This is a genomic window from Collimonas humicola (assembly GCF_018304945.1).
In the GTDB taxonomy this organism is placed as follows: Bacteria; Pseudomonadota; Gammaproteobacteria; order Burkholderiales; family Burkholderiaceae_D; genus Collimonas; species Collimonas humicola.
In genome coordinates this window covers 62146-77263 of sequence record NZ_JAGQEE010000004.1, presented here as the reverse complement: position 1 = coordinate 77263, position 15118 = coordinate 62146, and the positions used below count along the sequence as shown (strand labels likewise).

Genomic DNA, 15118 nt, shown 5'->3' with positions numbered 1-15118 from the left:
CGGACCGGTTGCAGCTTTAGCCCGGCCGGCTGGATTGAAATCTAAGGAACGAGCGGTGCACCCGTGGTGCGGCTGTCTTATTCATGTCTTATTGTCCCCGCCCTCATTAATCCTCCTCTAACGGGCGCTGGACAGCAGTATCAACAGCTTTTTCTTCGACCGGGCATCAGGCGGATTAACGACGCCTGCCGTTGAACATAAGCTCTGCGAATTTTTTAATAAAATTTAAATAAACTACGTCGTACATGAATACTATTGAGGCCAAGAAAGTCCTCGAAACTGCATTGCTCTGTGCTCACGAGCCGCTGTCGCTTAACGACTTGAAAAAGCTGTATGCGCGCAATGGCGACGATAGCGGCGAGGAAGACGGAGAAATCAATGCAGATGCGATCAGGTCTATGCTCGAGGAGCTGCGTACCGACTGGGCGGATAAGGGCATCGAGGTAGTTGCCCTGTCGACCGGCTGGCGCTTTCAGAGCCGCCCGGAGATGAAAGTCTACCTGGAGCGCCTGAACCCGGAAAAGCCGCCGAAATACTCGCGCGCCACCCTTGAAACCTTGGCAATTATTGCCTATCGTCAACCGGTAACCCGCGGCGATATCGAGGAAATCCGTGGCGTCACAGTCAATTCGCAGACCGTAAAAATGCTGGAGGAGCGCGGCTGGATCGAGGCCATCGGCCATCGCGATGTGCCAGGACGGCCGGCCTTGTTCGCCACCACCAAGCATTTTCTCGACGATCTCGGCCTGACCTCGCTGGATCAGCTGCCGCCGCTACAGCAGGTTGCCCGCAATGACATGCAGGAAGGCAATCTGCTCGAATTGCAGGCATTGGAAGCGGATCTGGAAGCGAGCCTGGAGGCCAGGGCGGTGCTGGACGCCGCCGCGGCCAGGGAAGCAAGTGAAGAACAACTGGAGTCCGGGCTAGCCGCGCAGGATGTGCAGGATCAAGAAGATCAGCAGGAAGCGCATATTGCAGCCGACGGCTCCGCGGACGCAGGACAGATTGCAGAACCACTGGCGGAAGATGTTGTCGATGGAGCCATCGGCGAATCGGAAGCCATGACGGAAAATGCGGCGGAAACGGTTGAGGAAATCATTGCTCAGCCGCAGGAAACAACCGTTGCATCGAATGAAACCCACACCAACGACCAAGCGCCCGCATCGGATGATGAAGCCACGCCAGGTCGGCATAACCAACACCTGAATAATGAACCCACCTAGTTCCAATGATGCACCGGTCGTCGACGTGACAGCCGCCACTGAACCGAAGCCAGCCAAAAAGCCGAGAGCGCGCAAAGCCGCGGCGGAAGCGCCGGCCGTTGCAGAGACGCCCGTCGCGGCCGAGCCGGTTAAGCGTGCACCGCGTGCGCCGCGCAAGAAAGTCGCTGCGGCCGCCGACGAAGGCAGTGCTGCATCGGAAATCGTTTCTGTTGCTGTAAATACAACTGAGGCGCCAGCCCCGGCCAAGCCGAAAGCCGCGCCACGCAAGAAAGCGGCGGCGGCTGCCGAGCCAGTGGCTGTCAGCGTCGAAGCGCCTGCCGCGGCAGCGCCGGTGGTAGCGGAAGCGGCGCCATTCGTCGATTCAACAGCAAATCAGGAAACCGCGTCGCGCGAGCGGCCGGTCAAGCGCGGCGTGCGCGGTCCGCGCGCCTTGCGCAGCAACCGTGCCGCCCAGCGCGCGCAAGAGTCTTCGGCTGCCGCTGAAGCCGCAGCTGAAGGCGGCAATCTGGCCGCCGCTGACGGCCAGCCGGCTGTAGCCCAGCCTGGCGATGCGGGCGAGCCGCGCCAGCCGCGTGGCGAGCGCAACAATGGCCGTAGCGGCGAACGCGGCGCTGACCGCAATTCGCGCGACCGCCAGCAAAAAGGCAAGAAACCGCAAGCACAGAATGGCAAGCCAGGCCAACGCAACGGCAAGCCGGGCGGCCGCGGCGCCGACGCCGATGAAGTTTTCTCCTTCGTTACCTCCGAGTCCTTCGACACGCTGGTGACCGCTGAAGACGCTAATGACCGCCGCCAGGCTGCGCAGAAAGTGGTCCGGCGCGACCTCACCGCTGAAGATGATGCGCCTAAGCTGCACAAGGTGCTGGCGGAAGTCGGCCTCGGTTCGCGGCGCGACATGGAAGAATTGATTATCGCCGGCCGGGTGTCGGTCAACAGCGAGCCGGCCCATATCGGCCAGCGTATCTTGCCGACCGACCAGATCCGCATCAATGGAAAGTTGCTGCAACGCAAGGTCAGCAAGCGTCCGCCACGGGTGCTGGTGTACCACAAGCCGGCTGGCGAGATCGTCAGCCACAACGACCCGGATGGCCGTCCATCGGTATTCGACCGTTTGCCTAATATGAAGGCAGCCAAATGGCTGGCCGTCGGGCGACTGGACTTCAATACTGAAGGCCTGCTGCTGTTTACCACTTCGGGCGACCTGTGCAACCGCCTGATGCACCCGCGCTACGGCATCGACCGCGAATACGCGGTGCGCACCCTGGGCGAACTGGAGCAAGGCATGCGCCAGAAGCTGTTGGCAGGCGTCGAGCTGGAAGACGGCCTGGCGCAATTCACCAAGATTGCAGACGGTGGCGGCGAAGGCATCAATAAATGGTATCGCGTGGTGATCGGCGAAGGCCGTAACCGTGAAGTGCGCCGCATGTTCGAGGCTATCGGCCTGACTGTGTCGCGCCTGATCCGTACCCGTTACGGCGCCATGACGCTGCCGCGCGGCCTCAAGCGCGGCCGCTGGGAAGAGCTGGATGAGAATGCGGTACGCGACATGATGGCAGCGTACGGGCTGGACAAGCCGGCAGCCGGCCAGAATGCCGGCGGCGGCAAGGGCCGTCCCGATTTCAACAAGGATCGCGAGCCTAACGGCAATCGTGCCGATAGCGCGCCGCAAGGTCCGGGCGTTTATCGCGCCCCGGGTTTTGGCGGTCAGCCGCGTGGCAACCAGGGCCGTGGCCCGGGCGGCGGCCAAGGCCGTCCGCAGAGTGGTGGTCAAGGTCGTCCGCAAGGCGGCGGCCAAGGGCGCCCGCAGGGCGGTGGCGGCCAGCCGCGCAGCCGCCAGCCGGATCCGTTGCAGACCGCATTGGGCTTCCCGGATGCCGGGCAGCATCGGCGCAATGGCGGCGGCGGTGGTTTTGCCCGTCCGGCGCGTCCTAACAAGGCGGCCGGCGGACCAACTGGCGGCGGTCATTATGGCGCGCAAGGCGTACCGCGCCGACGGCCGCGCGGCTGACCGGCGTTCTTGTCCCTGGCGGCTTTTGCCGCCCTGGACGATGTGGAAAGAAGTGGCGGGAAGTGTTGCATTAATGATTAATTTACTGTCTGCTGGCGGCCGATTGTCAATAAATGCAAACTTCCTGCATTGCGGTACATAGCCCAATCGTTTATAATTTACAAGTTAACAGAAGTCATTAACGAGATTTAAAGCGAAATTAAATTGAATATCGGTTGAAGAATTCGATTTGATGCGCAGCCGGTCTCGCGAAACTGCTTGAAATGACAAACGATAAGAAGATGGGCAGATGCCCATTTTTTTTTTGCTTTTCGTTTTTAGCGGCGTTTAAGTCGTGCGTGCTGCTTGTGCGTATTCATTCGGGCCTGCAATCGCCGGGCCGCAAGCTATATTTATAGGGAGTTGCCTTGCAGTTGCTGGAGCTGATTGAAACAACCGTGGTTGGCATGGGCTACGAACTGGTCGAATTCGAAAAGGCCGCGCGTGGCTTGTTGCGCGTATACATCGATTTCACGCCGGAAAACGCCGAGCAGGGCCAGATCACGGTAGAAGATTGCGAAAAAGTGACGCATCAGCTGTTGCACGTGCTGACGGTGGAAAATGTCGTGTACGAGCGGCTGGAAGTATCGTCGCCGGGCCTGGACAGGCCGCTGAAGAAGCTGGCTGACTATGTGCGTTTTGCCGGCAAGGAAGCGGTCGTGAAATTGCGCGTGGCGATGCCGGGCGCAGCACATCGGAAGTCATTTCAAGGCGTCCTCGGCGAACCCGACGGCGAGAATTTGAAAATCGAATTTGAAACAAAAGATGGGTCGGCGGTGTTGGATTTTACGCTCGCTGACGTAGATAAGGCACACCTGGTGCCGCAAGTGGATTTTAGGAGTCGCAAAGCATGAGTCGCGAAATTTTATTGTTGGTCGATGCGCTCGCGCATGAAAAAAACGTCGATCGGGATGTTGTGTTCGGTGCGCTCGAACACGCGCTTGGACAGGCAACCAAAAAACGCTACGAGGGCGACGTCGATATCCGCGTCACGATCGATCGTGAAACCGGAGAGTTCGAATCCTTCCGCCGCTGGCACGTTGTGCCGGATGAAGCGGGTCTGCAATTGCCGGACCAGGAAATCCTGCTGTTCGAAGCCAAGGAGCAGATTGACGACGTCGAAGTCGACGACCATATCGAAGAGCCGATCGAATCGGTTGAATTCGGCCGCCGCTTTGCGCAAGACACCAAGCAAGTCGTATTGCAACGGATCCGCGACGCTGAGCGCGAACAGATCCTGGCCGACTTCCTGGAACGCGGCGATTCGCTGGTTACCGGCACCATCAAGCGGATGGAACGCGGCGACGCCATCGTCGAGTCAGGCAAGATCGAAGCACGCTTGCCGCGCGACCAGACGATTCCTAAGGAAAACCTGCGTATCGGCGACCGCGTCCGCGCCTTCATCCTGCGCATCGACCGCAATGCTCGCGGCCCGCAAGTGATCCTGTCGCGCACCGCGCCGGAATTCATCATGAAGCTGTTCGAACTGGAAGTCCCGGAAATCGAGCAAGGCTCGCTGGAAATCAAATCGGCGGCGCGCGACCCTGGCGTACGCGCCAAGATTGCCGTGTATACCGCGGACAAGCGCATCGATCCTATCGGCACCTGCGTCGGCATGCGTGGCTCACGCGTGCAGGCCGTGACTGGCGAACTGGGCGGCGAGCGGGTCGACATCGTATTGTGGTCGGAAGACCCGGCGCAATTCGTCATCGGCGCACTGGCGCCTGCCAATGTTTCTTCGATCATGGTTGACGAAGAGAAGCATGCCATGGACGTGGTCGTCGATGAAGAGAACCTGGCCATCGCCATCGGCCGCGGCGGCCAGAACGTGCGCCTGGCGGCAGAACTGACCGGCTGGCAGATCAACATCATGACAGCGGAAGAATCGGCCGACAAATCGGCCGTGGAAACCGCGGCGATCCGCACCCTGTTCATGGAAAAGCTGGACGTCGACCAGGAAGTCGCCGACATCCTGGTGGAAGAAGGTTTCGCCAGCCTGGAAGAGATCGCCTACGTGCCGATCACCGAAATGCTGGAGATCGATTCGTTCGACGAAGACACCGTCAACGAACTGCGCAACCGGGCGCGCGATGCCCTGGTGACCGAAGCGATTGCCTCGGAAGAAGGACTGGAAGGCATGGAAGATGCGCTGGTCAACTTCGAAGGCATGGACCGGGTTACCGCCGGCAAGCTGGGCCTGGCGGGAGTCAAGACATTGGCTGCCTTCGCCGCCCTGGCGTATGACGAGTTTGGCGCGATCCTGGCTTTGTCGGCCGACCGTGCGCGTCATTTGATTGAAGAAGAGTTTAAAGATGTGACCGACGATGAGATGAAACTCATCGATGCCAAGTACGATGATCATGCCAAGGCCCTGCAAGCCAAGGCATGGAATATAGCGGAAGCCAAGTGATCGAGTGATCCGAGAGGTTCCGTATCGTCTGCCGCGCCACATAGAAAAAGAGGACTGAATGGCGAGTAACAATGTAGCCCAATTTGCCACCGAACTGAAGATGCCAGCGGACTTGCTGCTGACACAACTGCAATCGGCTGGCGTCCAGAAAAATTCGACTGACGACGCCTTGTCGAAAGAAGACAAGGATCGCCTGCTGGAACACCTGCGCCGTTCGCACGGCGCCGTCCCAGATAGCGAAAAGAAGAAAATCACGCTGACCCGCAAGGAAACCACCGAGATCAAGCAGGCTGACGCCACCGGCAAGTCGCGCACGATCCAGGTTGAAGTGCGCAAGAAGCGTACTTTCGTCAAGCGTGACGAGCCGGTTGCCGAAGTAGCGGCAGCACCAGTCGCGCCTGCCGCACCCGTCGTCGACGAAGCGGAACAGGCACGCCGGGTGGAAGAGGCTCGCCGTCAGGCAGAATTGATCGCTCGCCAGGAAGCCGAATTGCTGGAAAAACAAGAACGCCTGGCCAAGCTGGAAGCCGAGAAGGAAGCGCAAGCCAAGGCTGCGCAAAAAGCGGAAAGCGACGCCAAGAAAGCTGAACTGGAAGCCAAGAAAGCCGCTGCGCAAGCACCGGCCCCGGTGGCTGCCAGCGCCGATGCGCCTGTCAAGCAGGAAGATCCGGCGGCAGAAGAAAAGAAACGCCTGGCCAGCGAAGAAGCCAAGCAAAAGGTTGCGCAAGCCGCCAAGGAAGCCGCAGAGAAATCCGCTGCGACCGAACGCGCCCGCAAGGCTGTGCAGGATGAAGTGGCGCAGATCAAGGCCATGATGAATGCGCCGCGCCGCGTGATCAAGGCGCCTGAGCCGGTAGCGCCTGTCGCTGCCCCGGCCAAGGCCGCCGAAGGCACCTTGCACAAGCCTGCTGACAAGAAGCCGGGCGAGAAGAAGGACGACAAGAAGGTCGTGGTCGACAAGAAGTCGATCAAGTCCGCCAACGTCTCTTCGACCTGGCAGGACGATGCGGCCAAGAAGCGCGGCCTCGGCATCAAGACCCGCGGCAATACCGGCGGCGGGCGCGATGGCTGGCGCGGTGGTCCTAAGGGCCGCCGTGGTTCGCATAACGACGATCACGAAAGCAATTTCCAGGCGCCGACAGAAGCGGTCATCAAGGACATCTATGTTCCTGAAACCATTACTGTCGCTGAACTGGCGCACAAGATGTCGGTCAAGGCTTCGGAAGTCATCAAGCATTTGATGAAGCTGGGCCAGATGGTCACCATCAACCAGGTGCTGGACCAGGAAACTTCGATGATTCTGGTCGAAGAAATGGGCCACACCGCGCACGCTGCGAAACTGGACGATCCGGAAGCATTGCTGGTCGACGGCGAAGAACATGCCGACGCCGAACTGCTGCCGCGCGCACCGGTGGTCACCGTCATGGGTCACGTCGACCATGGCAAGACCTCGCTGCTCGATTACATCCGCCGCGCCAAGGTTGCCTCCGGCGAAGCCGGCGGCATTACCCAGCACATCGGCGCGTATCACGTGGAAACGCCGCGCGGCATGATCACCTTCCTCGATACCCCGGGCCACGAAGCGTTTACCGCGATGCGTGCCCGCGGCGCCAAGGCGACCGATATCGTGATCCTGGTGGTGGCAGCCGACGACGGCGTGATGCCGCAAACCAAGGAAGCGATCGCCCACGCGAAAGCAGCCGGCGTACCGCTGGTGGTGGCGATCAACAAGATCGACAAACCGGGCGGCAACCTGGATCGCGTCAAGCAGGAACTGATCGCGGAACAAGTGGTGCCGGAAGAGTACGGCGGCGAATCGCCATTCGTGCCGGTATCGGCCAAGACTGGCGAAGGCATCGACAACTTGCTGGAACAAGTCCTGCTGCAAGCTGAAGTGCTGGAGCTGAAGGCAGCGGTTGCTGCCCCGGCCCGCGGCCTGGTGGTGGAAGCGCGTCTCGACAAGGGTCGCGGTCCTGTGGCGACGATCCTGGTGCAGTCCGGCACCTTGAAGCGCGGCGACGTCGTGCTGGCAGGTTCGGCTTACGGTCGTGTCCGTGCGATGCTGGACGAAAACGGCAAGGCGATCAGCGAAGCTGGTCCGTCGATCCCGGTCGAAATCCAGGGCCTGACAGAAGTGCCGGTTGCCGGCGAAGAAGTCATGGTCATGGCAGACGAGCGCAAGGCGCGCGAAATCGGTCAGTTCCGTCAAGGCAAGTATCGTGACGTCAAGCTGGCCAAGCAGCAAGCCGCGAAGCTGGAAAACATGTTCGACCAGATGGCCGAAGGCGAGGTCAAGAACCTGCCGATGATCATCAAGACCGACGTGCAAGGTTCGCAAGAAGCTTTGGTGCAGTCGCTGCAGAAGCTGTCGACCAGCGAAGTCCGGGTTCAGGTGGTGCACGCCGGCGTCGGCGGCATCAGCGAGTCGGACGTCAACCTGGCAGTCGCTTCCAAGGCCGTCATCATCGGCTTCAACGCCCGCGCCGATGCACAGGCACGCAAGCTGGCGGAAGCCAACGGCGTCGACATCCGTTACTACAACATCATTTACGATGCTGTCGATGAGATCAAGGCGGCGATGTCCGGCATGCTGTCGCCGGAGAAGCGCGAACAGAACCTGGGTCTGGTCGAGATTCGCCAGGTCCTGCTGGTCAGCAAAGTCGGCGCGATCGCCGGTTGCTACGTGCTCGAAGGCCTGGTCAAGCGCGGGGCTTCGGTCCGCCTGCTGCGCGACAACGTAGTCTTGTGGACGGGCGAGCTGGATTCGCTGAAACGCTTCAAGGATGACGTCAAGGAAGTCCGTTCCGGCTTCGAATGCGGTCTGACCCTGAAGAACTTCAACGACATCAAGGAAGGCGATCACCTCGAAATCTTTGAAGTCGAAGAAATCGCGCGTACCCTGTAATAGTCAAAGCACACGCATGCAGTTCCGGTGCGTAAGGCAGGAAAATCGGGCCTAAAAGCCCGATTTTCGTTTGGCGGCAAGTTGTGTCATGCCGGTAAGTTGTTGGTAGTTCATTTGTGAAAGATATGGCGTGTAACAGCGCCGAATAAAAGTATGGCTAAACATAGTAAATCCATCCCCGGCCGCGGCCTGCGCGTTGCAGACCAGATCCAGAAGGACTTGTCCGAGATCATCGTGTTCGAACTGAAGGACCCGCGGGTCGGCATGATCACGATCACTGAAGTGCAGGTGACGCCGGATTACGCCCATGCCAAGGTGTTTTTCACGATGCTCAACGACGACAAGGAAGCGATTGCGAATACCGTCAAGGGCCTGACCCAGGCTGCCGGTTTCTTGCGCAACCAGCTTGGCCGCCGCCTGTCTATCCACACCTTGCCTGCCTTGCATTTCATCCATGACAATTCGACCGCCCGCGGCGTCGAGATGTCGCGCCTGATCGACCTGGCGAACGCGACCCGTTCCAAGGACGATGGCCAGGAATAAATGGTTTCCTGATCAGGTTTGATCGGCAGTCATTGACACGCATTTGATGCGGCTTGCCACGGCAAGCCGTTTCCGTTTTCCCCTTTTTGCATTGCTACCATGGCATCACGCCCACCCAAAAGAATCCGTGTCCCGCTCAACGGCGTCCTGCTGCTGGACAAGCCGGTCGGCTTTTCCAGCAATGACGCATTGATCAAGGCCAAAGGCTTGCTCAATGCGCAAAAAGCAGGCCATACCGGCACGCTCGATCCGTTTGCGACCGGCGTGCTGCCGCTCTGCTTTGGCGAAGCCACCAAGTTCGCCCAGGATTTGCTGGACGCCGACAAGACTTACGAAACCTTGATCCATTTGGGAGTGAGCACTACCACCGGCGATACCGAGGGCGAGGTCCTGGAACGCAAGGACGTCAACGTCAGCCGGGAGCAGATCGACGCCGTGCTGGCGCAGTTCCGGGGCCCCATCAAGCAGGTGCCGCCGATGTATTCGGCGCTCAAGCGCGACGGCAAGCCGCTCTACGAATACGCCCGCGCCGGCATCACGCTGGAACGCGAAGCGCGCGACGTGAGCATTCACACACTGCAATTCCTGACCTACGAAGCGCCGTTCCTGCGCCTGCGCGTCGCTTGCAGCAAGGGCACCTACATCCGCGTGCTGGGCGAAGACATCGGCGCCGCGCTGGGCTGCGGTGCGCACCTGCAAGAGCTGCGCCGGGTCCAGGTAGGCCATTTGACTTTGGCCGGCTGCGTCACCCTGGAACAACTGGCTGACGCCGAACCGGAGCAGCGCAGCGCCTTGCTGGCGCCGGTCGACAGCCTGCTGCTGACGTTTCCTGAAGTGCTGCTGTCCGAACCGCTGGCCAAGCGCTTTCTGCAAGGCCAGCGCCTGACGCTGACGAAAGAGGGCGTGGCCCTGCCGGCGCAGGCTGGGCGGGTGCGTGTGTATTTGCAGTCGGGAGATACTATGTCCGAAAGACAACTGCTGGGCACCGCGCAGCTGCATGAATACGGCGTCCTGGCGCCCGAACGCCTGATTGCCACGGCACAGCTCGTATAAATGCCTTTTGAGCAACGCATATGCTGCGTTTAAGGCAGCAACTCGTTGAAATTACAAGGCTTTTCATAAAGTAGTGCAGCGCGTCATGCTATAATGCGCGGCCTCCCAAATTCCGCTACATCTGCCGTGCTTCCGTGCAGTGCCTTAGCGAGCATGTTTGGCCGCATTTGTAGCAATAAATAATCTCGCAATAAATATTCTGCGCAATCGTAACTGTAACCTGCGCACTTACTAAGTTCTTCAATCTCCAAACTGACCATGTCAAACACACCTCGCGCTATCCGCAACATTGCCATCATTGCCCACGTTGACCACGGCAAGACCACTCTGGTTGACCAATTGCTGCGTCAATCCGGCACTTTCCGTGACAACCAGCACGTCGATGCACGCGTGATGGATTCGAACGATATTGAAAAAGAACGCGGCATTACCATCCTGTCGAAGAACTGCGCAGTCGAATACAAGGGCACCCACATCAACATCGTTGATACCCCGGGCCACGCCGACTTCGGCGGCGAAGTCGAGCGCGTACTGTCGATGGTCGACAGCGTTCTGCTGCTGGTCGATGCACAGGAAGGTCCGATGCCGCAAACGCGTTTCGTGACGCGCAAGGCGCTGGCGCTGGGCTTGAAGCCGATCGTCGTGGTCAACAAGATCGACCGCGAAAACGCCGACCCGCAAAAGGCTGTGAACGCCACCTTCGAACTGTTCGACAAGCTCGGCGCAACCGATGAACAGCTGGACTTCCCGATCATCTACGCATCGGGCTTCAAAGGCTATGCAGGCCTGGAAGACACCGTCCGCGACGGCAACATGGAGCCGCTGTTCGACGCGATCCTGAAGCACGTTCCTGCGCGTGAAGACGATCCTAACGGCCCGCTGCAACTGCAGATCACTTCGCTGGAATACTCTTCCTACGTCGGCAAGATCGGCGTTGGCCGTATCCTGCGCGGTAAAGTCAAAGCCTTGCAAGACGTGGTCTGGATGAACGGCCCGGAAGACAAGCCGACCAAGGCCCGCATCAACCAGGTGCTGACTTTCCGCGGCCTGGACCGCGTGCTGACCGACGAAGCGCTGGCCGGCGACATCGTGCTGATCAACGGTATCGAAGAAATCAGCATCGGCTCCACCATCTGCGCACCGGATTCGCCGGAAGGCTTGCCGATGCTGAAGGTCGACGAACCGACCCTGACCATGAACTTCATGGTCAACAACTCGCCGCTGGCTGGCCGCGAAGGCAAGTTCGTCACTACCCGTCAGATCAAGGACCGCCTGGACCGCGAACTGAAGGCCAACATGGCCTTGCGCGTAGTGCAGGCTGAAAACGACGATTCGACCTACGAAGTGTCGGGCCGCGGTGAATTGCACCTGACCATCCTGATCGAAAACATGCGCCGCGAAGGCTACGAGCTGGCCGTTTCGCGTCCGCGCGTGGTGTTCAAGATGGTCGATGGCGTGCGCCATGAGCCCTACGAAAACCTGACTGTCGACGTCGAAGAAGTGAACCAGGGCGGCGTCATGGAAGAACTGGGCCGTCGCCGCGGCGACCTGCAAAACATGGAACCGGACGGCAAGGGCCGTGTCCGTCTCGAATACCGCATTCCGGCACGCGGCCTGATCGGTTTCCAGGGCGAATTCATGACCCTGACCCGCGGCACCGGCCTGATGAGCCACGTGTTCGACGAATACGCACCGGTCGACACCTCCAAGGGTGAGCTGGGCGGCCGTCGCAATGGCGTGCTGATTTCGCAGGACGACGGCGCGGCCGTTGCCTACGCGATCTGGAAACTGCAGGATCGCGGCCGCATGTTCGTCAGCCACAATGACCCGGTCTACGAAGGCATGATCATCGGCATCCACTCGCGCGACAACGATCTGGTGGTCAACCCGATCAAGGGCAAGCAGCTGACCAACGTCCGTTCGTCCGGCACCGACGAAGCGGTGCGCCTGGTGCCGCCGATCGAAATGTCGCTGGAATATGCGGTTGAATTCATCGACGACGACGAACTGGTCGAAGTCACGCCGAAGAGCATCCGCCTGCGTAAGCGCTACCTGAAGGAACACGAGCGTAAAAAGGCTTCGCGCGACGCGTAAGCCACGCAGTGCACCGGACCTTCTGGTCCGGCCACTAAAAACCCGCCGATACTCGTCCTGGTTCAGGGCAGGTATCGGCGGGTTTTTTATTGACCGCTGCCAGGCGGTTTCAGCCGATGCTCAAGCGGCTGTCGGGCTCGCCGCATGCTGCGCCTTCAGCACTTCGCCGATCGCCGCAAATAACTGATCGATCTGGCCCGGCTCGATGATCAGCGGCGGCGACAGGGCGATGATGTCGCCGGTGGTGCGGATCAGCACGCCTTTTTCCCAGAAACACTGGAGGAAGACATCGAAGGCGCGCGCGCCCGGCTTGCCGGCGATAGGCTCCAGCTCGATCCCGCACACCAGTCCCAGGTTGCGCACGTCCTTGACATAAGGCAGGCCCTTCAGGCTGTGCGCCGCCTGCTCGAAGTACGGTGCTGTCGCAGCTGCGCGGTCGAACAGGTTTTCGCTCTTGTAGACAGCCATGGTAGCCACCGCAGCGGCCGCGGCCAGAGGGTGGGCGGTATAGGTATAGCCATGGAAGAATTCGATGGCGTTTTCATTGGCGGCGCTCATGAAGGCGTCATGGATATCCTGGCGCACGATCACCGCGCCCATCGGCACGCTGGCGTTGGTGAGGCCTTTGGCGCAGCAGATCATGTCCGGCACCACGCCGAAATAATCGGCCGCAAACGGTGCGCCGAGGCGGCCGAAGCCGGTGATCACTTCGTCGAAAATCAGCAGGATGCTGTACTTGTCGCAAATGGCGCGCAGCTTTTGCAGGTAGCCCTTGGGCGGCAGGATGACGCCGGTCGAGCCCTGGATGGGTTCGACGATCAGGGCTGCCACGGTGGCTGGATCGTGCAGCGCCAGCAGGCGCTGTTCAAACTCGTCGGCGATCTCGGCGCCGTGTTCCGGCAAGCCGCGCGAAAACGCATTGCGCGCAATATCCAGCGGATGGCGCAGGTGGTCGACGCCGGCCAGGGTCGGGCCGAAATGCTTGCGGTTGCCGGCGATGCCGCCGACCGCAATGCCGCCGAAGCCGACGCCGTGATAGCCGCGCTCGCGGCCGATCAGGCGCGTGCGCAAGCCGTCGCCGCGCACCCGGTGATAGGCCAGCGCGATCTTCAGCGCGGTATCCACCGACTCCGAGCCGTCATTGCAGAAGAACACCCGGTTCAAGCCTTCCGGCGCGATGGCGACCAGTGCGCTGGCGGCTTCGAAAGCCACAGGGTGGCCCATCTGGAACACTGGCGCAAAATCCATGGTCGCCGCCTGCTTCTGGATCGCCTCGACGATCTTCGGATGGCAGTGGCCGGCATTGCTGCACCATAAGCCGGCCGTGCCATCCAGGATCTGGCGGCCGTCGTCGCTGGCGTAGTACATGCCTGATGCCGACACCAGCATGCGCGGCTTGCTCTTGAATTGGCGATTGGCGGTGAACGGCATCCAGAAATGGTCGGTGTTCAGGTGGCTGGGCATGGAGGTCTCCTTGATGGTCGGCGGCGGATCCCGCGCCGGCGATTGCGCCGATGGAGGATCCCTGCTGGTGATGGTAGTCCGTTTATGCCGCCTGCGGTAGAGCCGCTTGGCGCCGCCCATTCTGGAAAGCGGCATGCCTGCGCCGACTCTTCCAGGCGTACACAGGTAGTCATGCCATCCTGTTAACTTTGCCAGGATGCCAACCACCTCCTTTGTGCTATAGCATAAATTTACCCGTGTTCATGAGGCAGGGGTCCATTTAACTCTTCAAGAGGGGTAATCCATGGTCAGTTTTCAGAGATGGTTGGCAGGCGTCACGTGCGTGGCGGCAATCGTTGTAAGCGGCTCGGTTTACGCAGCAAAGGCCGATATTCAGGTAACGATCCAGGAAGCGAGTGCGAAAGGCGAGGCAGGGACGGGCAAGGTGCTGTATACCATCAGCAACACCAGCGCCGCGCCCTTGCATGTCCTGAATTGGGAAACGCCGCTGAACGGCGTCAGCGGCGACTTGTTCAGCGTCGCGCTGGGTGGTCAGCCGGTGCGCTATGTGGGACGGCTGGTGAAACGCAAGCCAGCCACCGACAAGGACTACATCACGCTGAAACCGAATGAAAGCCGGGCGGTCGAGGTCGACCTCAGCGCCTACTACGAGATGTATCGCGGCGGCCAGTACGTGGTCAAGTACAAGCGCAGCGCCGAGACCCTGGTACGGGAAGCCGGCAATGCGGTCCAGGCCAAGACAGGCGGCGCCGGCGGTGGCATTACGCTGGAAACCAATGCGTTGCCGCTGACCGTCGACGGCGGTCCGGCGCCTTCATCCAAGCAGACTTCCGGCGACCTGCTGGGGGCGATCAACGCCAGCGGCTCGACCAGTTTCGCCAGCTGCAGCAACAGCCAGAAGACCGCGCTGACTACGGCCCGCAGCGACGCCGTCTCGATCGCCAACAATGCCAAGAGCTACCTGGCCGCCAACAAGACCGGCAGCCGCTACACCTGGTGGTTCGGCGCCGTCACCAGCGGCCGCTATGCGACCGCCGCCAGCCACTACGGCAATATCAGCAGCGCGCTCGGCGGCCAGTCGTATAAATTCGATTGCAGCTGTTCCGATTCCGGCACCTACGCCTACGTCTATCCGGATCAGCCTTACACGGTCTACCTGTGCGGCGCCTACTGGCAAGCGCCGGCCAACGGCACCGACTCCAAGTCCGGCACGCTGGTGCATGAAACCAGCCACTTCACGGTAGTGGCCGGCACCGGCGACCATGTCTACGGCCAAAGCGGCGCACACAGCCTGGCAATCAGCGATCCGGATTCAGCATTGGACAATGCCGATAACCATGAGTATTTCGCGGAAAATAATCCGGCGCGGCAGTAAATAG

The 15118-nt window shown here is 60.4% G+C and carries 10 protein-coding genes; 9 read left to right on the top strand and 1 reads right to left on the bottom strand.

Annotation, left to right across the window (positions count from 1 at the left end):
• The first annotated feature begins 245 nt into the window (after window positions 1-245).
• From scpB to typA, 8 genes are all read left to right on the top strand, one after another.
• Complete coding sequence (scpB, locus tag KHU30_RS14360; protein WP_211443321.1) at window positions 246-1223, top strand: SMC-Scp complex subunit ScpB; 978 nt, start codon at window positions 246-248, stop codon at window positions 1221-1223.
• The gene (gene rluB, locus KHU30_RS14355; protein WP_211443320.1) at window positions 1210-3231 is read left to right on the top strand and encodes a 23S rRNA pseudouridine(2605) synthase RluB; all 2022 of its coding nucleotides are present in this window, start codon (window positions 1210-1212) and stop codon (window positions 3229-3231) included. The genes scpB and rluB overlap by 14 nt, the downstream gene beginning before the upstream one ends.
• A 407-nt stretch (window positions 3232-3638) precedes the next feature.
• The gene (gene rimP / locus KHU30_RS14350) at window positions 3639-4124 is read left to right on the top strand and encodes a ribosome maturation factor RimP (protein ID WP_211443319.1); all 486 of its coding nucleotides are present in this window, start codon (window positions 3639-3641) and stop codon (window positions 4122-4124) included.
• A complete protein-coding gene (gene nusA, locus KHU30_RS14345) occupies window positions 4121-5680 on the top strand; it encodes a transcription termination factor NusA (protein ID WP_211443318.1) in 1560 nt (519 codons plus the stop codon). The genes rimP and nusA overlap by 4 nt, the downstream gene beginning before the upstream one ends.
• 58 nt (window positions 5681-5738) lie before the next feature.
• The gene (gene infB / locus KHU30_RS14340; RefSeq protein ID WP_211443317.1) at window positions 5739-8585 is read left to right on the top strand and encodes a translation initiation factor IF-2; all 2847 of its coding nucleotides are present in this window, start codon (window positions 5739-5741) and stop codon (window positions 8583-8585) included.
• Between the two features lie 153 nt (window positions 8586-8738).
• A complete protein-coding gene (rbfA, locus tag KHU30_RS14335) occupies window positions 8739-9128 on the top strand; it encodes a 30S ribosome-binding factor RbfA (RefSeq protein WP_211443316.1) in 390 nt (129 codons plus the stop codon).
• 99 nt (window positions 9129-9227) lie between these two features.
• Complete coding sequence (truB, locus tag KHU30_RS14330) at window positions 9228-10181, top strand: tRNA pseudouridine(55) synthase TruB (protein ID WP_211443315.1); 954 nt, start codon at window positions 9228-9230, stop codon at window positions 10179-10181.
• 258 nt (window positions 10182-10439) lie between these two features.
• Window positions 10440-12275: a translational GTPase TypA gene (gene typA / locus KHU30_RS14325; protein ID WP_211443314.1), complete on the top strand. Its 1836-nt coding sequence runs from the start codon at window positions 10440-10442 to the stop codon at window positions 12273-12275.
• Window positions 12276-12395: 120 nt separating this feature from the next.
• On the opposite strand, the gene KHU30_RS14320 is transcribed toward typA, so the two are convergent.
• Window positions 12396-13739: an aspartate aminotransferase family protein gene (locus tag KHU30_RS14320; RefSeq protein WP_211443586.1), complete on the bottom strand. Its 1344-nt coding sequence runs from the start codon at window positions 13737-13739 to the stop codon at window positions 12396-12398.
• Between the two features lie 322 nt (window positions 13740-14061).
• On the opposite strand from KHU30_RS14320, the gene KHU30_RS14315 reads away from it, so the two are divergent.
• Window positions 14062-15114: a M35 family metallo-endopeptidase gene (locus KHU30_RS14315; RefSeq protein WP_329956684.1), complete on the top strand. Its 1053-nt coding sequence runs from the start codon at window positions 14062-14064 to the stop codon at window positions 15112-15114.
• Window positions 15115-15118: the final 4 nt, after the last annotated feature.